General features: G+C 64.9%; 22 protein-coding genes and 2 tRNA genes. 10 read left to right on the top strand and 14 right to left on the bottom strand.

Translation table 11 applies throughout. The annotated features are described in order from the left end of the window. Window positions 1-53: 53 nt before the first annotated feature. On the top strand, window positions 54-1,892 hold the full coding sequence (locus tag BMI89_RS05130; RefSeq protein ID WP_078570074.1) for a heavy metal translocating P-type ATPase: 1,839 nt from the start codon (window positions 54-56) through the stop codon (window positions 1,890-1,892). 48 nt (window positions 1,893-1,940) lie between these two features. Here the strand turns inward: BMI89_RS05130 and BMI89_RS05125 are convergent, their stop codons facing one another. From BMI89_RS05125 to BMI89_RS05105, 5 genes are all read right to left on the bottom strand, one after another. After that, window positions 1,941-2,414, bottom strand: a complete 474-nt coding sequence (locus BMI89_RS05125) for a glycine zipper 2TM domain-containing protein (protein WP_078570073.1) — start codon at window positions 2,412-2,414, stop codon at window positions 1,941-1,943. A gap of 147 nt (window positions 2,415-2,561) precedes the next feature. Continuing rightward, window positions 2,562-2,638: transfer RNA gene (locus tag BMI89_RS05120), tRNA-Arg, on the bottom strand. 41 nt (window positions 2,639-2,679) lie between these two features. After that, complete coding sequence (locus BMI89_RS05115; RefSeq protein ID WP_078570072.1) at window positions 2,680-3,147, bottom strand: GNAT family N-acetyltransferase; 468 nt, start codon at window positions 3,145-3,147, stop codon at window positions 2,680-2,682. Between the two features lie 68 nt (window positions 3,148-3,215). Next, complete coding sequence (locus BMI89_RS05110) at window positions 3,216-4,109, bottom strand: transglycosylase SLT domain-containing protein (RefSeq protein ID WP_078570071.1); 894 nt, start codon at window positions 4,107-4,109, stop codon at window positions 3,216-3,218. Window positions 4,110-4,165: 56 nt separating this feature from the next. Next, window positions 4,166-5,014, bottom strand: a complete 849-nt coding sequence (locus BMI89_RS05105) for a hypothetical protein (RefSeq protein WP_078570070.1) — start codon at window positions 5,012-5,014, stop codon at window positions 4,166-4,168. A gap of 159 nt (window positions 5,015-5,173) precedes the next feature. Here BMI89_RS05105 and BMI89_RS05100 point away from each other — a divergent pair, with 159 nt between their 5' ends. From BMI89_RS05100 to BMI89_RS05085, 4 genes are all read left to right on the top strand, one after another. Then, window positions 5,174-7,246: a [FeFe] hydrogenase, group A gene (locus BMI89_RS05100; RefSeq protein WP_078570069.1), complete on the top strand. Its 2,073-nt coding sequence runs from the start codon at window positions 5,174-5,176 to the stop codon at window positions 7,244-7,246. A 223-nt stretch (window positions 7,247-7,469) separates the two neighbouring features. Further along, window positions 7,470-8,687 carry an efflux RND transporter periplasmic adaptor subunit gene (locus tag BMI89_RS05095; protein ID WP_246831969.1) on the top strand — a complete coding sequence of 406 codons (1,218 nt, stop codon included), beginning with the start codon at window positions 7,470-7,472 and terminating at the stop codon, window positions 8,685-8,687. Beyond that, window positions 8,684-9,388, top strand: coding sequence for an ABC transporter ATP-binding protein (locus BMI89_RS05090; protein ID WP_078541903.1), 705 nt, complete (start codon window positions 8,684-8,686; stop codon window positions 9,386-9,388). Before BMI89_RS05095 ends, BMI89_RS05090 begins: the two co-directional genes overlap by 4 nt. After that, entirely contained in the window at window positions 9,388-10,593 is a 1,206-nt protein-coding gene (locus tag BMI89_RS05085; protein WP_078570067.1) for an ABC transporter permease, read from the top strand. Before BMI89_RS05090 ends, BMI89_RS05085 begins: the two co-directional genes overlap by 1 nt. A gap of 70 nt (window positions 10,594-10,663) precedes the next feature. On the opposite strand, the gene BMI89_RS05080 is transcribed toward BMI89_RS05085, so the two are convergent. Both BMI89_RS05080 and BMI89_RS05075 read right to left on the bottom strand, forming a co-directional pair. Next, window positions 10,664-11,194 (bottom strand): hypothetical protein, encoded by a 531-nt coding sequence (locus BMI89_RS05080; RefSeq protein ID WP_078570066.1) that lies wholly within the window; start codon window positions 11,192-11,194, stop codon window positions 10,664-10,666. A gap of 356 nt (window positions 11,195-11,550) precedes the next feature. Continuing rightward, window positions 11,551-11,862, bottom strand: a complete 312-nt coding sequence (locus BMI89_RS05075) for an ETC complex I subunit (RefSeq protein WP_078520323.1) — start codon at window positions 11,860-11,862, stop codon at window positions 11,551-11,553. Window positions 11,863-12,276: 414 nt separating this feature from the next. Here BMI89_RS05075 and uvrB point away from each other — a divergent pair, with 414 nt between their 5' ends. Together uvrB and BMI89_RS05065 are read left to right on the top strand one after the other, a co-directional pair. Beyond that, the gene (uvrB, locus tag BMI89_RS05070) at window positions 12,277-14,460 is read left to right on the top strand and encodes an excinuclease ABC subunit UvrB (RefSeq protein WP_078549752.1); all 2,184 of its coding nucleotides are present in this window, start codon (window positions 12,277-12,279) and stop codon (window positions 14,458-14,460) included. Beyond that, window positions 14,457-15,215 carry a DUF6782 family putative metallopeptidase gene (locus BMI89_RS05065; protein WP_078570065.1) on the top strand — a complete coding sequence of 253 codons (759 nt, stop codon included), beginning with the start codon at window positions 14,457-14,459 and terminating at the stop codon, window positions 15,213-15,215. The genes uvrB and BMI89_RS05065 overlap by 4 nt, the downstream gene beginning before the upstream one ends. Window positions 15,216-15,218: 3 nt before the next feature. Here BMI89_RS05065 and BMI89_RS05060 read toward each other — a convergent pair whose 3' ends face one another. Continuing rightward, window positions 15,219-15,818, bottom strand: coding sequence for a rhodanese-like domain-containing protein (locus BMI89_RS05060; RefSeq protein ID WP_078541906.1), 600 nt, complete (start codon window positions 15,816-15,818; stop codon window positions 15,219-15,221). A gap of 76 nt (window positions 15,819-15,894) precedes the next feature. Here BMI89_RS05060 and BMI89_RS05055 point away from each other — a divergent pair, with 76 nt between their 5' ends. Then, the gene (locus tag BMI89_RS05055; RefSeq protein ID WP_078570064.1) at window positions 15,895-16,359 is read left to right on the top strand and encodes a YdcF family protein; all 465 of its coding nucleotides are present in this window, start codon (window positions 15,895-15,897) and stop codon (window positions 16,357-16,359) included. 15 nt (window positions 16,360-16,374) lie between these two features. On the opposite strand, the gene BMI89_RS05050 is transcribed toward BMI89_RS05055, so the two are convergent. The 4 genes from BMI89_RS05050 to BMI89_RS05035 form a co-directional block, all read right to left on the bottom strand. Then, entirely contained in the window at window positions 16,375-16,647 is a 273-nt protein-coding gene (locus tag BMI89_RS05050) for a hypothetical protein (protein WP_078570063.1), read from the bottom strand. Window positions 16,648-16,749: 102 nt separating this feature from the next. Continuing rightward, window positions 16,750-17,067, bottom strand: coding sequence for an antibiotic biosynthesis monooxygenase (locus BMI89_RS05045; protein ID WP_078520328.1), 318 nt, complete (start codon window positions 17,065-17,067; stop codon window positions 16,750-16,752). Between the two features lie 162 nt (window positions 17,068-17,229). Then, window positions 17,230-18,273, bottom strand: a complete 1,044-nt coding sequence (locus BMI89_RS05040) for a TRAP transporter substrate-binding protein (protein WP_078570062.1) — start codon at window positions 18,271-18,273, stop codon at window positions 17,230-17,232. Between the two features lie 272 nt (window positions 18,274-18,545). Further along, window positions 18,546-18,734 (bottom strand): hypothetical protein, encoded by a 189-nt coding sequence (locus tag BMI89_RS05035; RefSeq protein ID WP_172976163.1) that lies wholly within the window; start codon window positions 18,732-18,734, stop codon window positions 18,546-18,548. A gap of 312 nt (window positions 18,735-19,046) precedes the next feature. On the opposite strand from BMI89_RS05035, the gene BMI89_RS05030 reads away from it, so the two are divergent. Further along, window positions 19,047-20,351 (top strand): UDP-glucose/GDP-mannose dehydrogenase family protein, encoded by a 1,305-nt coding sequence (locus BMI89_RS05030; RefSeq protein WP_078520330.1) that lies wholly within the window; start codon window positions 19,047-19,049, stop codon window positions 20,349-20,351. A 186-nt stretch (window positions 20,352-20,537) separates the two neighbouring features. Here the strand turns inward: BMI89_RS05030 and BMI89_RS05025 are convergent, their stop codons facing one another. Continuing rightward, a complete protein-coding gene (locus BMI89_RS05025) occupies window positions 20,538-21,728 on the bottom strand; it encodes an NAD(P)/FAD-dependent oxidoreductase (protein WP_078570061.1) in 1,191 nt (396 codons plus the stop codon). A 99-nt stretch (window positions 21,729-21,827) separates the two neighbouring features. Here BMI89_RS05025 and BMI89_RS05020 point away from each other — a divergent pair. After that, window positions 21,828-21,902, top strand: a tRNA-Gln gene (locus BMI89_RS05020). 503 nt (window positions 21,903-22,405) lie between these two features. Here BMI89_RS05020 and BMI89_RS05015 read toward each other — a convergent pair. Beyond that, a complete protein-coding gene (locus tag BMI89_RS05015; RefSeq protein WP_078570060.1) occupies window positions 22,406-23,446 on the bottom strand; it encodes an HlyD family secretion protein in 1,041 nt (346 codons plus the stop codon). Window position 23,447: the final 1 nt, after the last annotated feature.

The raw sequence follows: 23,447 nt of genomic DNA, 5'->3' as shown, positions 1-23,447 counted from the left end.
TGGAGATGTGAGGCGCCATCGACCGTGAGACGTGCAGAAGGACCACAGACCGGATGGAACAGCGCGGAACCGACCGTCTGAAACTCGCCCTCCTCGCGCTCGCCGTAGCGGCGCTGGTGGTGGGCCTCGCCTTCTGGGCGGCTGGCGCGGACGCCTTGGCGAAAGCCAGTTGGATCGTTGGCGTCGTGCCCACCCTTGCCGCGCTTGTTTTTGAGATCTCTCGCAGCCTCCGCCGCGGCGAAGTCGGTCTGGATATCGTGGCCGCGCTCTCGATGACTGCCGCGCTTGTCTTCGACGAGACCCTCGCCGCGGCGGTGGTCGCGGTGATGTATTCCGGCGGCACCTTTCTTGAGAGCTTCGCCGAGGGCCGCGCCCGGCGCGAAATGCACGACCTGCTCTCGCGTGTCCCACGGACCGCGACGCGGCATCGCGATGGCGGGCTGGAGGATATCCCCCTCGACGAAATCGCCCCCGGGGATCGGCTGCTGATCCATCAAGGCGACGTGGTGCCGGTGGACGGGACATTGGCCTCCGAGACAGCTTTTCTGGACACCTCGGCACTGACCGGGGAGTCTCTGCCGGTTCGTTTGGCGCATGGGGCCGACGTCATGAGCGGCTCGACCAACGCAGGCGAGGCGTTCGATCTGATGGCGGTGCGGCCCGCAAAGGACAGCACCTATGCCGGGATCGTCCGGCTGGTCGAGGAAGCGCAGGCTTCCAAGGCCCCGATGTCGCGCCTCGCGGATCGCTGGTCGCTGGGGTTTCTCGTGGTCACGCTCGCCATCGCCTTCGCGGCGTGGTGGTTCACCGGAGACCCGATCCGGGCCGTCGCCGTGCTCGTGGTCGCCACGCCCTGCCCGCTGATCCTCGCCGTGCCGGTCGCTCTGGTGGCGGGCCTTTCGCGCGCGGCGCATTACGGCGTGCTGATCAAGGGCGCAGGACCGCTCGAGACGATGGCGCGCATCGGCACGCTGGTCCTCGACAAGACCGGCACTCTGACCGAAGGCCGCCCGCAGATCGTGTCGATCGACAGTCACGACGGGATGGAGGAGGATGAGATTTTGCGCCTTGCCGCAGCCCTCGATCAGGCCTCGAAACACCCGGTGGCACAGGCGATCGTCACCGCCGCGAAAGAACGCGGCTTCACCCTGCCCGTCCCGTCGGATGTGGCGGAAATCGCAGGCGAAGGTGTCGTGGGCCATGTCGAAGGGCGCAAGGTCATCGTCGGTGGCGACGACTTCGTGGCGGCACGCGTCGGGCGCAAACCGGGGGACCACCCGACGATGGCTGCCGGGGCGGTTCTCGTCGCCGTTGCCGTGGACGGGCGTATGGCCGGGCATCTGGTGATGGCCGATCCACTGCGCGACGATGCGGGCGCCATGCTCGACGGGCTGCGTCACGAGGGGATCGAACGGATTCTGCTCGCCACCGGCGACCGGACGGATGTGGCTGAACGCGTGACCGAGGGGCTCGGCCTCGACGGGCTGCGCGCGGGCCTCACACCGGACCAAAAGGTTCTCCTCGTGCTTTCCGAGCGCAAACACGGGCCGGTCATGATGGTGGGCGACGGCGTGAACGACGCGCCCGCGCTCGCCGCGGCAGATGTCGGCGTCGCCATGGGCGCGCGCGGGGCCGCCGCCTCAGCGGAAGCGGCCGATGTCGTGCTTCTCGTCGACCGGATCGATCAGTTGCGCGCGGGCATTGAAATCGCCGCTTCCTCGCGGCGGATCGCCTTTGAGAGCGTCGCCGCCGGGATCGGCCTCTCGGTGCTCGGCATGATCGCGGCCGCCTATGGCTACCTCACGCCTGTGGAGGGCGCCATTTTGCAAGAGGCGATCGACGTCGCAGTGATCCTGAACGCCCTGCGCGCTCTTCGGATCAGGCCCAAGTGAAGGCGCAAAGCAAGCCTGCCCCCTCACCCGAACCTGTGCCCACCAGCACTATCGCAGGTAGACCTGATTGCCGCTACGCACGACGCTCACCCTGTCGCCGACGCGGAACTGGTTCGACATCTGGATGACCGTAATCGAGCCACCATTGTCGAGCCGCACGGTCCACGCATAGGACGTGTAGGTGCCGCCCTGGCTGGCGATATTGCTGCCGATAATTGTGCCCGCGATCGCGCCCGCGCCGGTCATCACGTCCTTGCCGGTTCCGGAGCCGAACTGGTGCCCGATCACCGCGCCGACGAGGCCGCCCGTGACCGCGCCGACGATCTGGTCGCCGTCATTGGTGCGGCGCATCGTGACCGGCTGCACCGAAACGATGCGGCCATATTCGATGCTGTCATAGCTGTAGGTGGTGCGCGGGCCGGGGCCGGGACCGGTATAGGGACCGTTCGCATAGGGACCCGGCGTCGGGTTGCAGGCGGCAACGCTCAGCGCCGCAGGCAGAACAAGAAGAAAAATACGCATTTTGAACCTCCATGGTAGCTCCGCCGCATGTCTGTGACATCCGGGCGTGACAGAAGCTTGCCGCGATTCAGACCGCGTTTCCTTGTTTTCGGACAATGAGGTTGAATAAGTCGCAGGCGGAGGCCGCGTCGCAAGAAGCGAGGATTTTGGCGATCCCTGAAGGACTCGAACCCTCAACCTGCTGATTAGAAGTCAGCTGCTCTATCCAGTTGAGCTAAGGGACCGCGTGGCCCCTAAATGCGCGATCGGCGCGCGTGGTGCAAGTTCAGATCGCGCGCATCAGGAAGACGGAATTCGGATCGGGCTGGTAGCCGACATAGGGCCCGCATTCCGCAAAGCCCGCGCGCAGGTAAAGCTGGCGCGCCGGGGCGAAGGAGTCCTGCGATCCGGTCTCGAGATAGAGCCGCGCCATACCTTCGTCTCGCGCCGCGGCGATCAGCTGCTCCAGCATCCGCCGTGCGAGCCCCCGCCCGCGCATCTCGGAGAGGATATGCATCGATTTGATCTCGCCCTCATCGGGCGCGATGCGCTTCAGCGCGCCCATGCCCACCGGGCGCCCCGCCTGACGCATCACGAAGAAGGAAATGCCGGGCGCAGCCAGCGCATCTGGCGGCAGCATATGGATCGACTCGGGCGGCGTATCTTCATGCATCGCCGCCGCGTGGCGGGCGTGAAGCTCTGCAAGATCCGCGCCCAGCGGGGTTTCGCGCGCGATTTCGATCGTGTCTTCCATGGGGCACCCTCATCCGTGTCGGCGGCAGATTAGGCGCGGCGCGCGCCAGCCTCCAGCGCGAAAACGCCTCAGTTGCGGATGACTTTGCAGAACCCGCCCTGTCCGCGGATTTTCTCGCAGGTCGCCAGCGCCTCCTTGCGCGAACCTGCCGGGACTTGCGCCGTGTATTGCGCGCGCCGCCCAAAACCCGGCAGCACCGCGCGCACGAAGCGCAGCTTGGCGTCCCCAATCGCGCCGGAATGACGCGCCGCGGCTCGTTTCCCGAAGACCTCAGCCGACCGCTGGGTGCGCCCGGCGGCCACGATGACGCCCCAAGGCGGAACCGGATCGCGGAACTCCCGGATCGCCCTGCCCTTCGCCAATGTGGTGCAGGCCACGAGAAACGGCGTATCGCCATCGAGGCGGAAATCCACCTCCTCGGGCGGCGTGTCGCGCCAATCCTCCGCGGAATGGCCGGTGATCGCGCGCACATAGGCGCGGGTCTCGCCCGCAAGCCCACCGGTCTTCGCGATGAACCCCGCCGCACGGTCCTCGCCGCCGTTATAGCCGATCGCCGCGAGGCCGGGATTGCCGAAGCGCGTCGCCATCTCGGCCAGATAGCGCGCCGAGGCTTCGATCGCCTCGGCCGGGTTGAACGGGTCGGCAAGCGCGCGCAGCCGCGCCGTGCCGGGCATGAATTGCGCGATCCCCTGTGCCCCGGCCGGGCTGATTGCCGCCGGATCGAACCGGCTTTCGCGCCAGAGAAGCCGCGCGAAATAGCCCGGGTCGATCCCTGCCTCCTGCGCCGCGTTTTCGATAAGCCCGCAGGTATCGGCGAAATAATCTTTCAACCCGATGCAGCGGCGCCCGTCCTCGGTGCAGCGCAGATCGGGCGCCGGAGGCCCGATCATCGCCCGCGCAGGCTGCGCGTTCAGCGCCCCCGCGAGGACACAGAAAAACAGAGCTGAGAGGAGGGTTTTCATCACTGAAAACTAGCGGGATTTCCGGCATGGCACCAGAGCGACGTCGAGGCCGAGCCTTAGTCGCGCAGCACACCGGCGGCGGCGAGCACTTCGCGGTCCGGGCGCCAGATATCGCGATGCGGTGTCGCGAAGGCGCGCGTGGAGAAGCTGGCACTCACGCCCCGATCGCGCAGGAAGGCCCGGTCGATCGCCTCCTCTTTCGCGACGTCTATCGGCAGCGGGTAGGCTTTCAAGCTATAGCCGTGAAAGCCCAGCGTGCCCTCCGGCCCAAGATCGCGATGCGCGCCTGCCATGAAGATCAACGTGCAGGCGGAATAGCAGCGTTTCGTCACCTGCGTGCTCAGCCCCCGCGCCAGCACGCGTTGCGCCAGCGCCCGCGCGGCGAAAACCTGCCCGCCGGCACTGTCGAGATCGACCGCCGCGACGCCCGTCGCCGGGGTTGCCTCGAACCGCGCCAGAAGATCGTAGCCGATATCGCCGGTCAGATAAGCGACGCCGTTGCGCACCTCCAGCGGCTGCGGCCCGGCATAGGCGGCCGGCACCAAGGCCGCTGTCTGCCGCGCGGCCTGATCGAGCGCATGGGTCACCGTCACCACCGCGACCGCCACCACCGCCACGCGCCCCGCGAGCAGCACATGGCCCCGCGCCCGCGCATCGATCCAATGCGACAGGCTGCGCCACGCGCCCACCAGCTGCCACAGCGCCAGTGTCATATCCGCGAGGAACAGCAACGCGAAAAACGGCATCGAGAGCGGCGACGACAAAGCTTGCCACAGCTCGGCGACAGCCAACCGTCCGCCGATCAGCACCACGACGAGCGCGATCCAAGGCGGGCACTCGCCCTGCCAGTAGCTGCCGAGACCCCAGTGTGAGGCGGGCTGAAATATCCGGGTGGCTCGGGCCATTTACGTCGTCCTTTCGAGCACCATCGGCTTTCAGTGTAGCACAGCTGGCCCGAAAATTGGGAAACTGCTGGAAAGGACGCGACTACGGGCGGGCCGAAGGCGGGACTTCTGCCGCGAGCCATGCCTCTGCTATACTGCGACGATGGGAGGTCCCTTCGCATGATCACGCTTACGATCAACGGGCGGCACGTCGAAGTCGATGAGGGCACCAGCTTGCTGGAGGCGGCGAAGCAGGCTGGCATCCATGTCCCGACCCTGTGCTATTACCCCGGCTTGCCCGCCCATGCCGTGTGCCGCATGTGCCTCGTGGAGATCGAGGGCAGCCATAATCCGCAACCGGCCTGCCGCACCCTTGCGAAGGAGGGCGATGTCGTTGCGACGGACACCGAGGCGCTGGCGGCCTTTCGGAAAGCCGATGCCCAATGGCTGCTCGCGCGTCACCCCAATGACTGCATGCGCTGCGAGGTGAACGGGGCGTGCCAGCTCCAGCGTCTCGTCCATGAGAACCAGTGGGAGGAGCGTTGGCCGAAGATGCCCGCCGGGGCGCCTGCCGCCTCGGAAGAACTCGCGACCGATCACACCTCCCCCAGCATCTGGCGCGATCTGTCGAAATGCATCGAATGCGGGTTGTGCGCGGAGGTCTGCGGCGACGCCGTCCAAAACCAGAATGTCATCGGGTTCGCCAATCGCGGGTTCGACCGCCGCCCTGTCACGGTCTTCGACGTGCCGCTGTCGCAGACCAATTGCATCTCCTGCGGCCAGTGCACGCTTGTCTGCCCTGTCGGCGCGCTGATCGAGGCGCCGCATTGGCACGCGGTGCTGCAAACGCTCGACGCCCATCGGCGCGTCTCCGTGGTTCAGGTGGCCCCGGCGACCCGCATCGCCATCAGCGAGGAATTCGGGCTGGAGTCTGGCACTGTCAGCACGGGGCGTTTGATCAATGCGCTGCGGCTTTTGGGGTTCGATTACGTGTTCGACACCAATTTCGCCGCCGATCTCACGATCATGGAGGAAGGCACCGAACTTCTGTCGCGGCTCAAAGCCGGGACGGAGCTGCCGCTGTTCACCTCCTGCTGTCCGGGTTGGGTGAATTGGGTCGAGCTGAACCGTCCCGATCTTCTGCCGCATCTGAGCACGACCAAATCCCCGCAGCAGATGCACGGCGCGATTGCCAAGCGGGGCCGCTTCGCACGCGCGCTCGGGCCCGATTTCGCGGACGGCAAAGCCGAGCCCTATGTCGTGAGCGTGATGCCCTGCACCGCCAAGAAGGACGAAGCCCAGCGCCCCGGCGTCTCCGGCGATGTGGATCATGTGCTCACCACCCGCGAACTGGCGCGGATGATCCGGTCGCGCGGGATCCCGTTCGGGGCGCTCTCCGAGGACGGGCAATTCGACAGCCCGCTGGGCGAGAGCACCGGGGCCGCCCAGATATTCGGCGCCTCCGGCGGGGTCATGGAGGCGATGGTCCGCACGGCTGCGCATTTCAAAGGGGTCGAGCACGATCTGCCGCTGGAATGGGAGGCGCTGCGCGGCGTCCGTGAGGGCGTGAAGACCGCGACCATTCCCGGCGTCGGCACCGTGGCCGTGTGCAACGGGATCGCGTCGGCCCAGCGCATGCTCGAAGACGAGGCATGGCGCGACGACTATGTCGCGATCGAGGTCATGGCCTGCGTCGGCGGCTGCCTCGGCGGCGGCGGCGAGCCGAAATCCATGGACCCGCATATTCTGCAAAAACGCGCCAAGGCGATCTACAGCGTCGACGCGAAGGCACCGCGCCGTCGCTCCTATGAGAATGCGGATGTGCAGGCGCTCTATGCCTCGGAACTGGGTGCGCCGAACTCCCCGACCGCGCACCGTCTGCTTCACACCCATTACGCCGCCAGACATTCCGAGCGCTCGCTGCTGATGCGCTTTCTGGATTGCGTGGACCGGCGCGACGGTGCGGCGGCCGCAAAGCTGTTTCACCCCGACGGGGTTTGGTCGACCGCCTCTCCCTTCGGCGTGCTGACCGGCGCGGACGAGATCGCGGGGCTCATCAACGCGAAGCTGCCGCCGAACCTGCGCGGCGCGAAATATGCGCGTCACCAGATGGAGCGCGCCTCGGATATCGACGACCTCACGGTCCTCGCGCCCGACGGGAGCCGCAGCCGCTTCGATCTGGAGATGAGCACCGTGGAAGCTGACGGCTATTCTCAGACGGTGATCCAGACCCTCACACGCACCGTCCTTTGACACTCTCCTGCGCAGGCTTTCCGCGTCGAGGGCGAAGACAGGTCACAAATTCATCATTCCGACGATCACAAGCGCGTTTCTTTTTCCTTTCTTGTTCTAGAGCAAAGCCATAGCGGGCGACGGGGTTCATGCTCCGGCACGTAGTAAACCTGCCCTGCCCTGCGGGAAGAGACACCGGAACGGAAGACCTATGCCAAGCCAGAGCCGCGACGAAATCGAAAAAATGCTGTCCACTGCGAAGAGCGGACGCCCTTGGCGACTCTGGGCTTTCGGCGCGGGTGCCGTCGTGATCGCGATCGGAGCGTGGCTCTGGCTTGCGCCCTCCGGTGACACCACGGGCACGAGCTATGTGACGCAAGCCGTCACGCGCGGCGATCTGACCGTCACGGTCACCGCGACCGGCACGGTGCAGCCTACGACGGAGGTTGAGGTCTCTTCGGAGCTGTCGGGCACGCTCGATAGCATCGACGTCGATTACAACGACGAGGTCAAAGTGGGTCAGGTCCTCGCGCGGCTCGACGACACGAAATTCAAGGCGCAGGTCGCCAATGCCGAAGCCGCGCTTGCGGCCGCCAAGGCGCAGCTCGCGCAGGCCGAGGCCACCCAGACGGAAGCGACGGCGCTCTATGAGACTCAGGCCGAGCTGGACCGGCGCGGTGTCTCGACCCATAGCACCTTCGTCACCTATATCGCGGAGCGCGATCGCGCCGTAGCTTCGGTTCAGGCCGCGAAAGCGTCACTGACGCTGGCCGAGGCGAATCTTGCCCTGGAGAAGGACGATCTGGAGAAATCGGTCATCCGCTCCCCGATCAACGGCGTCGTTCTGGACCGCAATGTCTCGGCCGGTCAAATCGTGGCCGCCTCGCTGTCCGCGCCCACCCTGTTCACGCTGGCCGAGGACCTGCGCCGGATGCAGTTGCTGGTCGATATCGACGAGGCGGATATCGGTCAGGTCGCGGTCGGCAATGACGCGACATTCACCGTCGACGCCTATTCCGGTCGCTCCTTCCCGGCGACGATCACGCAGGTTCGCTACGCTCCCGAGACCACCGACGATGTCGTGACCTACAAGGGCGTGCTGGCGGTCGACAATGCCGATCTTCTCCTGCGCCCCGGCATGACCGCGACTGCGACGATCACCGTGGACGAGGCCAAGGACGCGCTGCTGATCCCGAATGCGGCGCTGCGCTACGCGCCCCCGCAAGAGGTCGAAGATGCGGGCAATGGCGCGAGCGGGCTCGTCGGCCTCGTGATGCCGAGCCGACCGAGTTCGGAGAGCGGCACCGCGAGCGGAAAATCCGTCTGGGTTCTTCGCGACGGCACCCCCGTCGAAGTGGCGGTCACGCCGGGGGCGACGAACGGCAAGTTCACGATCGTCACCGCGGGCGATCTGGCCGTCGGCGATCAGGTCATCACCGATCAGCGGGATATGTCGCGATGAGTGAGCCGCTTCTCGAGCTGCGCGGAATCGAGCGCCACTATGGCCACGACGAAACCCTCGTGCGCGCCCTCGATGGCGTCGATCTTCGCGTCGAACCGGGGGAATTCCTTGCGATCATGGGGCCCTCGGGGTCAGGAAAGTCGACCGCGATGAACATCATCGGCTGTCTCGACCGGCCGACCGCGGGCAACTACCTGTTCAACGGTGTCGAGGTCGCGACCCTGAACCGCGATCAACGCGCGCTTCTGCGCCGGCACTACCTCGGCTTCGTCTTTCAGGGCTACAACCTCTTGCCGCGCACCACCGCGCTGGAAAATGTCGAGCTTCCCCTGATCTATAAGGGAATGCGCAAGGCCGAACGTGTGGCGCGGGCCCGTCAGGCTCTGGCGCGGGTCGGGCTCGAGGGGCGCGAGGATCACACGCCGTCGCAGCTCTCGGGCGGTCAGCAGCAACGCGTCGCCATCGCGCGGGCGCTTGCGGGCGAGCCGATGGTGATGCTTGCCGACGAGCCCACGGGCAACCTCGACACCAAACGCAGCGTCGAGATCATGAACCTGATGCAGGACCTCAACCGCGAGTCCGGGCTGACCATCGTGATGGTCACGCATGAGGAGGACATGGCCGCCTATGCCTCCCGTCTCGTCGTCTTCACCGATGGCCGCGTCGTACGCGACGAGAAGATGCACGAAGGAGCCCTGTGATGCTCTGGGAAACCATCCGCCTCGCGCTGACAGCGATCATCCGCAACGCGCTTCGGTCCTTTCTCACCGTGCTGGGTGTCGTGATCGGGGTTGCCGCCGTCATCGCGATGGTGACCGTCGGGCAAGGCTCCTCCGAACAGGTCTCGGCCAATGTGGAATCGCTTGGCACGAATGTGCTGGTCCTGCGCTCGGGGGCGCGGATGATGGGGCCCGGATCGCGCGATACCGCCCCGCCCTTCAAGCTTTCGGATACAGAAGCGCTGGAGGACCTGAGCAGCCTCTCGGCCGTCGCGCCTGTCGTCTCGACCGCAGCCACGGCGGTCTTCGGCAACAACAATCGCACGACATCGATCACCGGCACGACGTCGCCCTATCTCGAGATCGGCGGCTGGACGATCGCGCTCGGGCGCAGCTTCACCCCGGCGGAGGACCGCAGCGGCGCCAATCTTTGCATCATCGGCGAGACCGTGCGGACAACCCTGTTCGGCGCGACCGATCCGACCGGCGAGAAGATCCGCATCAAGTCGATCTCCTGCGAGGTGATCGGCGTGCTGAAATCCAAGGGCGCCGGGTCCTTCGGGCAGGATCAGGACGACCTCGTGCTGATGCCGGTCCGAACGGTGCAAAGGCGGCTGATGGGCAGTCAGGACGTCTCTTCAATCTCGCTTCAGGTGGCCCGGACGGCCTCCGTGGAACGGGCGACCTCCGATATCGAGGCCCTGATGCGCGAGCGCCGCCGCATCGCCATCGGTGAAGACGACAATTTCTCGGTCTTCGACATGGCCGAACTGAGTTCGATGCTCAATTCGGTCAACTCGGTTCTTACCGGCCTGCTCTCCTCCGTCGCGGCGGTCAGCCTGCTCGTGGGCGGGATCGGGATCATGAACATCATGCTGGTCTCGGTGACCGAACGCACCCGCGAGATCGGCATCCGCCTCTCGGTCGGCGCGCAGGCGCATCAGGTCCTGATGCAGTTTCTGGTCGAGGCGGTGGTGCTGTCGGTTCTGGGCGGGATCATCGGGATCCTCTGCGGCCTCGGCCTCGCCTATGTCGCGGCGCAGATCATGGCGATCCCCTTCTCGCCCAGCCTGGACGTCATCGCCCTCGCCTTCGGCTTCTCCGCCGTGGTGGGGATGGTCTTCGGCTACTTTCCCGCGCGGCGGGCAGCCCGGCTCGATCCGATTGACGCCCTGCATTATCAGTAGATGTCAGGCACAAAAAAGCCCCCTGCCGCGGAGGACAGGGGGCTTCGGGATCATGTATCGTCGCAGGTGATCAGGCGTTGTTGTCGACCACGACGATCAGATTGCCTTCGGCGTTGATATACGCGGCAGCGACATCCTCGGGCGTGTAGTCGGTGCCATCGAAGACGCTGGACGGAAGCTGGCTGTAATCGGCATCCACGTCGGCGCCCATTGCGTTCTCGAGTGCCGCGGAGCCATTCTCAGCGCCTTTACCCTTCAGATCGGACAGAGCGACGATCTTGGCTTCGCCATCGGTTCCCACTTCATAATCGGCGAACTGGTCGGTGGACGCAGCGCCATTGGCCTGAAGGTCCGCGACGAGCTGACCATAGGTCTTCACCGACCCATCTTGGCCCATTCCACCATTCGAGCCCGCAGTCGTTGCGGCGTCCGTCGATGCGCCCATATCCGCGCTTGCGCCGACATCAGCGCCTGCAGCCTGCGCCGAGACCGATGCGCCAGCGTCCGTTCCGGTGGATACGTCAGCCTGAGCCAGGGCCGCAACGGGCGCGGCAGTGGCCAGAATACCTGCGAGAGCGATCGACTTGATGGTGTAGGTCATAGTGTTCTCCTTGCATTTCATGCGCCGACCGTCAGCCGGCAGACAGAGAACACTGCAGCGAAGTCACCGTTCCTGAGCGCGAGCAGGCTCGGAAAAACTCTGCTCAAACGTCGAAGATCGTGAGCGCGATAATGCCAAGGAACAAAGCGACGGGCTCTTTGGATGGAACGCAGAGCTACGTCGGAAATTCGAACCACGTTCGAACCTGCGCGAGACCGTCGGTGGCACAGGTTGGAAAGCTGGAGGAAACCGAAACGCAGCCTGACGCGCCAGCTTCATTCACGTGGAATGCGCGGGGTCGCGGTGCGGAAAAGCTCCCCCTTAGCCGGGACAGCTTTCGCCGCTGGCGCAGGTATTCAGTGCGTCCAGTTCGCGCGGCGGTCGGTCGCGAAGTTCTCGCCATAGCCGCGGGCACGGACATTCGGGGCGCGCTTATGCGGCTCCGTCACGACGTAATCGATGCCTTTTTCCTTGGCATAGGCTTCCGCCGCCTCGCGGGTCTCGAAGCGCAGCCGCACTTGGGCCTGCGTGTCGTTGGAGCTGGTCCAACCCATCAGCGGGTCGATCTCACGCGCGTCGGAGGCGACATAGTCGAGATACCAGAACCGCGTCTTCGCGGTGCCCGATTGCATGGCGTTGCGGGCGGGTTGGTAGATGCGCGCGCGCATGGGCAAACTCCTCTGCGATACCTCTGACTTTTCTTAGTGCATCTGAGCCAAATCGCAAGCCCCGGAGCGCAAAGGCGAAAGATGCGCGACGATTGTGCATGGCATGCCGGACCCTTCGATGACGCCGCCGCCCGCCGCGCCGGGAGGATACCGAAGGCCCCCCGCAAGTTGAGGAACTGCCGACCGGCTGGGGAGCAAGGGGTGGGGGTGGTGCGCCGGCCGGCAGTCTGATGCTGCTTGCAAAAGGCAAGATGCGCGCGACCCGCCATGAATTCAAGCCAAACAGAGACGCAAGCCCCTGTTAAATATAGACGATTCGAAACTCTGCGTTAAGCCTTCCGTAACGCCTTTCGCAAACCCTTGAATGCGAACGAAAAGAGGACAACTTTGGGGAGCAAGCAAAAGGTCTGCGCGATGCCTCACAACAATACCAATCTGCCCTCCGAACGCCCCGACGTGCTCACCCGCCCCAAGCTGGAAGGCGGCAAGCGGTTCGTGATGCAGACTCAGTTTAACCCGGCCGGCGACCAGCCGACCGCGATTGCGGAGCTATCCTCGGGCGTCGAGGCGCTCGAACGCGATCAGGTGCTGCTCGGGGCGACCGGCACGGGCAAGACCTTCACTATGGCCAAGGTGATCGAGGAAACCCAACGCCCCGCGATCATCCTCGCGCCGAACAAGACGCTGGCCGCGCAGCTCTACGGTGAGTTCAAGAGCTTCTTCCCCGACAACTCGGTGGAATATTTCGTCTCCTACTACGACTACTACCAGCCCGAAGCCTATGTGCCGCGCTCGGACACCTATATCGAGAAGGAATCGCAGATCAACGAGCAGATCGACCGGATGCGCCACTCGGCCACCCGGGCGCTTCTGGAGCGTGACGACGTGATCATCGTCGCCTCGGTCTCGTGCATCTACGGTATCGGCTCGGTCGAGACCTATTCGGCGATGACGCAGGACCTCAAGACCGGCGATCTGATCGAGCAGCGCAAGTTCATCAACGAGCTGGTGGCGCAGCAATACAAGCGACTCGATGCGGCCTTCCAGCGCGGCGCCTTCCGGGTGAAGGGCGATACGGTCGATCTGTGGCCCGCCCACTTGGAGGACCGCGCCTGGCGATTCTCCTTCTTCGGCGAGGAGCTGGAGGCGATCACCGAATTCGACCCGCTGACCGGGGCGAAGACCGACAGCTTCGATCAGATCCGCATCTATGCGAACAGCCACTACGTCACGCCGCGCCCGACCCTGCAGCAAGCCGCGAAGGGCATCCGCAAGGAGCTGGCGCTCCGGCTGAAGCAGCTGGAAGAGGAAGGCAAACTGCTGGAGGCGCAGCGCCTCGAACAGCGCACGAATTTCGATCTGGAGATGCTGGAGGCGACTGGTGTCTGCAACGGGATCGAGAACTATTCGCGCTACCTCACCGGCCGCGCGCCCGGCGAGCCGCCGCCCACCCTCTTCGAGTTCATCCCCGACAACGCCATCGTCTTCGCCGATGAGAGCCACGTCACCGTGCCGCAGATCGGCGGCATGTATCGCGGGGACTATCGGCGCAAGTTCACGCTGGCCGAACACGGCTTCCGCCTGCCGTCCTGCATGGATAACCGCCCGCTCAAATTCGAGGAATGGGACGCGATGCGCCCGCAATCGGTCTTCGTCTCGGCCACCCCCGCCGCGTGGGAGCTGGAACAGACCGGCGGCGTCTTCACCGAACAGGTCATTCGCCCGACGGGCCTTCTGGACCCGGTCGTGGAGATCCGCCCGGTCGAGACGCAGGTGGACGATGTGCTCGACGAAATCCGCACCGTCGCGGCGCGCGGCTATCGCACGTTGGTCACCACGCTCACCAAACGCATGGCCGAGGACCTGACCGAATACCTTCACGAACAGGGCGTTCGCGTGCGCTACATGCACTCTGACATCGACACGATCGAGCGGATCGAAATCCTGCGCGACCTGCGCTTGGGCGCCTTCGACGTGCTCATCGGGATCAACCTGCTGCGCGAGGGTCTGGACATTCCCGAATGCGGGCTGGTCGCGATCCTCGATGCCGACAAGGAAGGCTTCCTGCGCTCGGAGACCTCGCTGATCCAGACCATCGGCCGCGCCGCGCGGAACTCCGAGGGCCGCGTCATCATGTATGCCGACAGGATCACCGGCTCGATGCAGCGCGCGATGGACGAGACCGACCGTCGCCGCGCCAAGCAGATCGCCTATAACGAAGAACACGGCATCACGCCCGAGACGATCAAGAAGAATGTCGATGACGTTCTGGCCGGGCTCTATCAGGGCGACACCGACATGTCGCGCGTCACCGCCAAGGTCGATGCGGTCAAGCCCGGTGCAAACCTGCAGGCGCATCTGGATGACATGCGCGCCAAGATGCGCAAGGCCGCCGAGGATCTGGAATTCGAGGAAGCCGCCCGCCTGCGCGACGAGGTGAAACGTCTGGAAGCGGTGGACCTCGCCGTCCACGACGACCCGCTCGCGCGGCAATCGGCGGTGGAGGCTGCAAGCGAGGCCGCCGTCAAGGCGCAGGGCCGGTCGACTGCGGGACGGCCGGGTCAGCGCGGGGGCGTGAAGCGGAAGAAGGGGCGGTGAGGCTCGTCCGGCACATCGTCCTGAGCGCCTGGCTCGGTGTGATGACCGGACCGGCGCACGCCCAGATCCTCACTTGCGCCGCCCCACCCTTCGATAAGCCACCCGAAATCGCAGCGCTCGTCACACAGCTGCGCCCCGCCCTCGACCGCTGGCCGAGCCTGCATGTCGCGCTCTTTCAAGACGCTGGCGAGCTGTGTCTCGCCGACACGCTGCACGACGCACGTGGCTATTTTGAGCCGCGCTCCTCCCGACTCGTGATCGCCACCGACATGGCACCCGCCCTGCAAAAGGCAGTTCTGATTCATGAATTGCGCCATCTGGAGCAGAAATTCCACGGCTCCTGTCCCGATCCGAACCTGTCGATGAAGGAAAATGCCCGCGCGATCTTCGCGATGGAGGCGGATGCGACGACCTTCAGCCTCGCTGTGGCTTGGGATCTGCGCGAAGCCGGGATGCCCGACGCCTGGGACGCGCTTGCAGGATGGCCGATGCAGGACGACATCGCCGCAGCCTTCGAGACAGAAATGGGCCGCTCGGACGATCTCATCAGCGCGGCCAGCGCCGCTTTCACCCAGTGGTACGCGAATGACGAACGACGCGAGCTATACTACCTCGCGTCGTGCAGCGATTATCTCGAGTCCCGCGACCGGGAACACAGAATGCTCAGCTATGATCGGCTTTCCAGCAGCTTCTTCGACGCGCTTTGTCGGCTACCCGATGGCGAGGCCTACCCTTGCGCGGAACCCGACAAATAGGGATCAGCCCCCGCTGACCGTCAGGCCCAGCAGCCGCCATTGCTGCATCCCGCCGCGGTAGTAATAGATCTTTTCCGCCGGGAAACCGGCTTCGATCATGCGGCGTGCGGCAGTGGGCGACTGGCCGCACCACGGGCCGTTGCAGTAAAGCGCGACCGATTTCACGTCCTCTCCGTCGCAGATGAAGCCCTCGAAATCGGGTTGGCAGCCAAGCTCGCCCAGACGGTCGGGCGCTTCCATATAGGGGATGTTGATCGCACCGGGGATCGCGCCGCCCTCGAAGTCGCGGGTCACCCGCCCGTCAACGACCACCACGTTGGGATCCTTGAGAAACTCCAGCATCTCCAGCTCCCCTACCGGGGTCACGCCGGGGGCCGGGATCATCGGCTGGATGCAGAAGCTCGGACAGGGGCGCGAGGTCTTGGCCCAATCGCCCTCGAGCTTGTTCTCGTTATCCTGAATCCGCTTGATCTCGACCGGGCCCTTGGCAGTGTCGACCGTGACGGACATGACGTCGGGGCGAATATTGACCGGCTCGGCGAAAGCGGGCTCGACCAAAACAGGCGCGGCAGCCAGCAGCGCGGCAAGAAAAATGAAACGCATGTTACCCTCCCTTTTTCGTGATCATAACACGACTGCCAGCCTTGTCGCCGGCGGTGTGGACCTTTAGCTCAACGAAATGAGAGCGATTTTGATCCTTGGTGCAGCGGTTTGGGCAGATGGCCTCCCCTCACCCAGCTTGCAACGGCGCACCCGTCATGCGGCGGCGCTCTGGCACGAAGGCGCGGCGGAGCGGGTGATTTGTTGCGGGGGTGTCGGGCGGCATCCGCCGAGCGAGGCGGAGGTGATGTCCCGGATCTTGCGCGCGGAAGGCGTGGAGGCTGAGGCGATCTCTCTCGAAGATCGCTCGACCAGCACTTACGAGAATATCGGCTTCGCCCGGGCGCATCTGGAGAGCGACGAGGTGATCATCGTCACCGATCCCTATCACGCGCCGCGCGCGGTGATGATCGCGCGGCAGATGGGGCTGCGGGCGCGCGCGGACTGTCCGCCGCACCGGGCGAGCGCGAAGGCCCGCGCCCGCGAAGGGTTCGCCTACCTGAAGCTGGGATGGTGGCTGGCGCGCGGTGGGCCTTCGCCCTAATCCGCGCGGCCCGCGTCAGTCGAGGATCATCTTGCCGATGACCAGCACGATGACTGCGCCGACAAGCGCGATGGCAATGATCGCAAGCAGCCCGCCCGCCGCCAGCACCGCCCCGCCCAGAAGAGCCACGATGAAGGGGGTGATGAGGGCGCCGACCACGCCGATCGCCAGATAGGCGGCTTTGTGACGCCCACCCGAGACGACGCTCGCGATCCAGCCCGCCAGAAGACCTGCGAGCACGAGAAGGATCAGCCCGACCGTGCCGATTGCTTGCAGAACGCTTTCCATGATGTCACTCCGATATGTCTTTTCACATCAACGCGAGGCGCGCCCTGAAGTTCCCTCCTCACGCGCCTATTTCGGCAGCGCAGCAATCCGCACGCCCGCCCGTCAGAAATCGGCCGAGACCTCGTACATCACCGGCTCGAAATTGCGGCACAGCGTGTAGATCACGCGGTTGCGCGAGATCATCTCGGGGCTGCGCAGCATCGCCTGATAGTCGCCCCGCTCGTTCCATTTCGAATAGGTCGCGATCCGCGTGCGCGCGTCGTTCATATGCAGGCCCGCGCCGATGAAACCGGGCGCTTTCGAGATCACCTCGGAATAGGCGGCTTGCAGCTTCTCCATCAACTCATCGGCTGTGGCGGGCGTCATCTCGAAGGTGCAGATCACGGTCTGCCCTTTGAAATCGCTGGTAATCTCGGTCATGGGCGGTCCTCCTCGGCATCATGCTCGCACAGAAGCGCGCAGAAATCACCGCTCTTTTGCGGAGCTGCGTCAGAGTGGCAGAAGCGCGAGCGCCGGGACCGCCACGATCAGCGCGATGCGGATCAGATCGGCGCCCACGAACCAGCTCACCGCGCCTCATCCTCAGAACGAATGTTTCTCGATCAAGGCGCGGGCAGAGCTCAGCAACTCTTCACCCGGCACACCCTTTTCTTCCATCTCGGCAACCCATGCGTCGATCACCGGCTGCGACGCGTCTTTCCAGATCGACGTATCCTCGGCCGGGATCGTGATGATCTCATTGCCCAGATCCATCGCGACCTGACGCGAGGGGATATCCTCGGCCTGCTGCAGGTGTCCCGCCTGCGCCGAGAACTCAACGCCCGAGACGCTGTCGATCGCGGCCTGCAGATCGGGGTCAAGCGCGGCGTAGCGGTCCTTGTTCATCGCGAGAATGAAGCTCGCCGTGTAGATCGAGGGGCCTGCAAATTGCGTGTGGTGATGGACCAGCTCGTCGATCCGCAGCGAGGCCGAGACCTCCCAAGGCAAGAGCGCCCCGTCGATCGTCCCGTGCGAGAGCGCCTCGGGCACAGCCGGGACCGGCATCTCGACAGCCGTCGCGCCGAAATGCTCGAGCAGCTTCGTCGTGACCCGCGACGGGCCGCGCAGCTTCAGCCCTTCGAAATCGGGGATCGCGCGCACGGATTTGTTCGCGTGGATCACGCCCGGCCCGTGCACCCAGGTCCCCAGCAGGTGAATGTCGCGGAAATCCGTATCGACCATCTCCGCCTGCGCCAGCTCCCACAGCGCAGCAGACGCGGCCTCGGCCTCGGCGACCAGGAAGGGAAGCTCCATCACCTCGGTGCGCGGAAACCGCCCCGGCGTGTAGCCCGGCAGCGTCCAGACAATGTCGACAACCCCGTCAGTGACCTGATCGATAAGATCGGTCGGCTTCCCGCCAAGCTGCATCGAGGGGTAATGCTGGATGCGCACCCGGCCCTGCGACGCCTCCTCGACTGCCTTGATCCAAGGGGTGAGGATATGGGCGGGCACGAAGCTGGTCAGCGGCAGGAATTGATGCAGGCGCAGCGTGACCTCGGGCTCCGCGGCCAGCACAGGCGGCGCGGCCAAGGCGGCGGCACCGGCGGCAAGGGCGAAACTCTCACGGCGGGTAAATCTCTGGCTCATGCGGGTCTCCCTCTCACGCGGTCCAAAGCGGATTTACCCGGCGGATGCCCCCAACGTCCAGTTTTGCTTTTCGCGAGATGACGGGACCTGTCGTGCGGCCACAGCAGCGGCACTCGACGCATGGCAAATCCGCTCCTTCCCGCAAAAGAAAAACCCGCGCCAAGCGCGGGTTTTTCCTGTCCCCGGAGCGTCAGGCCCTACCCCGTATCTCCGGAAATGAAAAAGGCCGGAACGCGTACGTCCGGCCCCTTCCAATTCGGTGTTACCCGAAATTAGTTGTTCGAGGCTGCGACAGCAACGCCGAGCAGCAGCAGAACCGGGATGATGATGCCGGCGTTCGAGGACGACGACTGCTCAACCACAACGGGCTCGGGCTCGACGACCGGAGCGGTGTAGCCGCCAGCAAAAGCGGTCGAACCGGTGAGGCCGAGGGCCAGGGCGATGGTAGCGATCTTTTTCATAGTAATCTCCGTCATTACCGTAGGGAGCCGCCGGACTTTTCTGGCAGCTTCCCGGCGAGACTTACACAGCTTCCCGGGATTGCAAAGAGTGAAATACACGGCCCATTCACGCAGAGGCGAAGACTGTTGCACTTTGGCACTTTTCTTGCATGAAATGCCCAGAATTCGTGTCTAACGCGGCACAGGCAACCATTCCGCGCTTCTGGAGCGACGCGGATTCTGAGAAGAATTACGAGAACTTGTCCGGAACCGGCTTGCAATTTCGCCGCCCGGGAATCAAGGCACCGACACAGCACAGGCAAGGACGAGAATATGAAAATCGCGATGATCGGCACGGGCTATGTTGGCCTTGTTTCGGGGGTGTGTTTCTCCGATTTCGGCCATGAGGTCGTTTGCGTCGACAAGAACCCCGCGAAGATCGAAATGCTCGAGGGCGGCCGCGTGCCGATCTACGAGCCGGGGCTCGACGAATTGATGGTGAAGAACGTGGAAGGCGGACGCCTGACCTTCACCACCGATCTCAAGGCCGCGGTCGCCGGTGCCGATGCCGTCTTCATCGCGGTGGGCACGCCGACGCGGCGCGGCGATGGCCATGCGGATCTGACCTATGTGATGGCCGCTGCCGAGGAGATCGCAAACGCGATGACCGGCTATGCGGTGATCGTGACGAAATCGACCGTGCCGGTGGGCACCAACCGTCAGGTTGCCGAGGTCGTGCGCAAAACCCGCCCCGACATCGAATTCGACGTGGCCTCGAACCCCGAATTCCTGCGCGAAGGCGCGGCGATCGACGATTTCATGCGGCCCGACCGGGTCGTCGTCGGCACCACCTCGGAGAAGGCCGAGGCCGTGATGGGCGAGATCTACCGCCCGCTCTTCCTGCGCGAATTCCCGATCCTCTATACCGATCTGGAAACCGCCGAGATGATCAAATACGCGGCCAACGCGTTTCTGGCGACGAAGATCACCTTCATCAACGAGATCGCGCGGCTCTGCGAGAAGACCGGCGCGGATATCAAGCAGGTCTCGCGCGGCATGGGGCTCGACGGCCGGATCGGCAACAAGTTCCTCCATGCGGGCCCGGGCTACGGCGGTTCGTGCTTCCCGAAGGACACTGCGGCGCTCGCGCGGATCGGTCAGGACTATTCCTGCCCGATGGAGATCGTCGAGACGGTCATCAAGGTGAATGACGACATCAAGCGCCGGATGATCGAGAAGGTCGTCGATCTCTGCGGCGGCTCGGTCAATGGCAAGACGATCGCGATCTATGGCGTGACCTTCAAGCCGAACACCGACGACATGCGCGAGGCCCCTGCACTCACCATCGTGCCCGCACTGGTGGGCGGCGGTGCGAAGGTCCGCGTGGTCGACCCGCAGGGCAAGCGCGAGGGCGAGGCGCTGCTGCCGGGCGTGTCCTGGATGGACGATGCCTATGCGGCAGCCGAGAAGGCCGATTGCGTCGTGATCCTGACCGAGTGGAACGAGTTCCGCGCGCTGGATCTGCAGAAGATCGCCACGACGATGGAGACCGCGCGCATGGCCGACCTGCGCAACATCTACGCCGAGAAGGACGTCAGGAAGGCGGGCTTCGAGGATTACGTGGCGGTCGGGCGGTAAGCCCTGACGGCATAGAAATCGATCCGGGAGGGGGCTCTGCCCCCGTCACCGGAGGGCGACAAAACTTAAGAGGGAGGGGGCTCTGCCTCCGTCGCCGGAGGGCGACATAACTTAAGAGGGAGGGGGCTCTGCCCCCACCCTTCGGGCCCCTCGGGGATATTTCTTCCAAGAGGAAGAGGCGCGTGGTCAGGCCACCTGCCCCGCAGCCCAGCCCGAGGCCCAGGCCCATTGGAAGTTGTAACCGCCCAGCCAGCCGGTCACATCGACAACTTCACCGATGAAATAGAGCCCCGGCACCTGCTTCGCCTCCATCGTCTTCGCATCGAGCGCATCGGTCGACACGCCGCCTAGCGTGACCTCCGCCGTGCGATACCCTTCCGAGCTGACCGGCCGCACCTGCCAGCGATGGATCTGATCGTCGAGCTTGGCGAGGTCCTTGTTCGATTGCTCGGCCAGCCGCCCCGATAGCTTCGCCTCCGCCACCACGAAATGCGCGAGCTTCTCCGGCAGATGCCGCGCGAGCGCATTGTGCAGCGCCTGCCGGCCCGCCGCGTCGCGCTGCTCCGACAGGGCCGCCGCGATGTCATTGCCCGGCGCGAGATCGACCTTGAGCGTGTCACCCTCGCGCCAATAGCTGGAGATTTGCAGGATCGCCGGGCCGGACAGCCCGCGATGGGTGAACAGCAGATCCTCGGCGAAATGCGTCTTGCCGAGGCGCAGATCGACGGGCCGCGCGAGACCCGACAGCGGCGCGGTGCGCGCCAGATCTTGCTCGGCGAAGGTCAGCGGCACCAGAGCGGGCCGAGTCTCCACGATATCGAGGCCGAAGGTCTGCGCGATCTCGTAGCCGAGGCTGGACGCGCCCATCTTCGGGATCGACTTGCCGCCCGTCGCGACAATCACCGAAGCCGCGCGGATCGGGCCCTGCGAGGTTGTGACGAGGAAGCCGTCGCCCGCGCGTTCCACCCGCTCGATCTCCGTCTCGAGCGACAGCACGCCGCCTGCCGCGCGCAGATCGCGCAGCAGCAGGTCGATGATCTGCGTGGCCTTCCCGTCGCAGAAGAGCTGTCCGAGATGCTTCTCGTGCCAGGCGATCCCCGCCGCATCGAGCCGCGCGATGAAATCCGCGGGCGTGTAGCGCGACAGCGCGGAGAGCGCGAAGCGGGGATTGCGCGACAGGAATCGTTCGGTCGCGTTTTGCCGGGTCAGGAGACGGTTGGTGAAGTTGCACCGCCCGCCGCCAGAGATTCGAATCTTCTCGCCTGGGCGCCGCGCGTGGTCGAGCACCCGCACCGAGCGCCCGCGCCGCGCCGCCTCGATCCCGGCCATCAGCCCGGCAGCCCCTGCGCCAAGCACTAAAACATCGCAATTTTCCATGCCATCTCGCTTGCCGTAGCGGCGCGTGACGCGCAATCGAAATTTGTCGGATTTTCCTCTTGAAGCCCCGCGCCCACTTGGCTACATACCCCCCCACGTTGGGGCGTAGCCAAGTGGTAAGGCACCGGTTTTTGGTACCGCGCACCGTAGGTTCGAATCCTACCGCCCCAGCCACTTTTCTCAGTAGAACTGAATTATTTTAGGTTTCTCTGGCCGCTCAGGCCGTGAAATCGACGTCTGCTCGGCTTGGTAACACGCGGCGGCGACGCGACGTCTCCAGAGCTGCGCTCTCTCGACCCAAACGACGGCCACAAATCGCAGCCCCCTTCGCTCGAGGAAGGACGGCTTCACTTCGCCGCCGGAATCACGCTGACCAACTATTCCAACCGGACCTTCATGTGGTCGCGCCGAACAACAGCTCGAACGCGTTTTCACGATTGAAAACGGCGCCGCTTGGTGGCGCATGTCGGTCATCTAAGGGGAGGAGGAGGCGGTGACCTCAGGGAGGAGGAGAGAGGCCACCGCCAATTTCCGAGGCTCAGGGAGGAGGAGAGAGCCTCAGGAACTGTTGCAACGATTTGTTCGCTGCGTTGAAATCTTTTTCGCACAAATGCTGCGCCGCAGAAACAGCTTATTCGACATAGCCGCGCTGCGCCTTCCGCATAGCTGACGGCGGATCACGATCCGTGCTGCGGGGCACTGACCTCGGCCGACAGACCCGGGGCCAGTCGTTGGGCCTGCGGTTGATCGGGGTCGATCGCGATCCGGACCGGCACACGCTGTGCGATCTTGATGAAATTCCCGGTCGCATTAGAGCCCGACAACAGGCTGAACTGCCCCGCCGTCGCGGGCGAGAACCGCTCGATATGGCCTTTGAACTGCGTCTTTCCCAGCGCATCGACGGTGAAGGTCACAGGCTCGCCCATCTGCAGTCCCGCAAGCTGGGTCTCCTTGTAATTCGCGATCAACCAGAGATCGGAGGGCACGAGCGAGACCAGTGTGCTCCCGGCGCTGACGAATTTGCCGACTCGCGCCGAGACCTGGCCCAACCGCCCATCCTCGGGCGCACGGATCACCGCGTGATCGAGCGCCACCTGCGCCGCATCCAGCGCGGCCTGAGCCGCATCGGTCTTCGCGGCGAGCGAGCGTTTGTTCAACTGTGCCGTCTGCACCGCCTGCTCGGCTACGTCGATGGCGCTTTGCGCCTCCTGTGCGCCCGCCTTCGCCTGATCGAGCGTAAGCTGCGCCTGATCGGCATCCGATTGCGAGACATAGCTTTTCTTCGTCAGCTTCGACGCCCGGTCGCGCGCGGTCTGCGCCGTGGCTTGCGCTGCTTTCGCCGAGGCGAGCGAAGCCTGCTTCGCCTCGAGCGTCGCCTTCGCCGAATTCACCGCCTGCGCCCCGTTCGACTGCGCGGCCTTCGCCGTCTCCAGCGCAGCCTGCGCCTGCTCCACCGCCGCTTTCAACGCACGATCATCCAGCCGCACCAGCACGTCGCCTTTCTTGACCTCTTCGAAATCACTGACCGGCACCGCCGTGACCTCGGCCGCGACCTGCGCAGAGATCGGGGTGACCTTGCCTTGCAGATAGGCATTGTCGGTCCAGGCAACGTCAGAGCGGAACGGCGGCAGGCGCCATGCATAGAGCACGGTCGCGACACCGGCGAGCGCAATGAGAAGGATCAGGGCGGAAGCGAGATAGCGGCGGGTCTGTGACATC

The sequence above is a fragment of the Thioclava sp. F36-7 genome, from assembly GCF_002020075.1.
GTDB lineage: Bacteria > Pseudomonadota > Alphaproteobacteria > Rhodobacterales > Rhodobacteraceae > Thioclava > Thioclava sediminum.
This window is presented reverse-complemented; position numbering and strand designations above follow the sequence as displayed.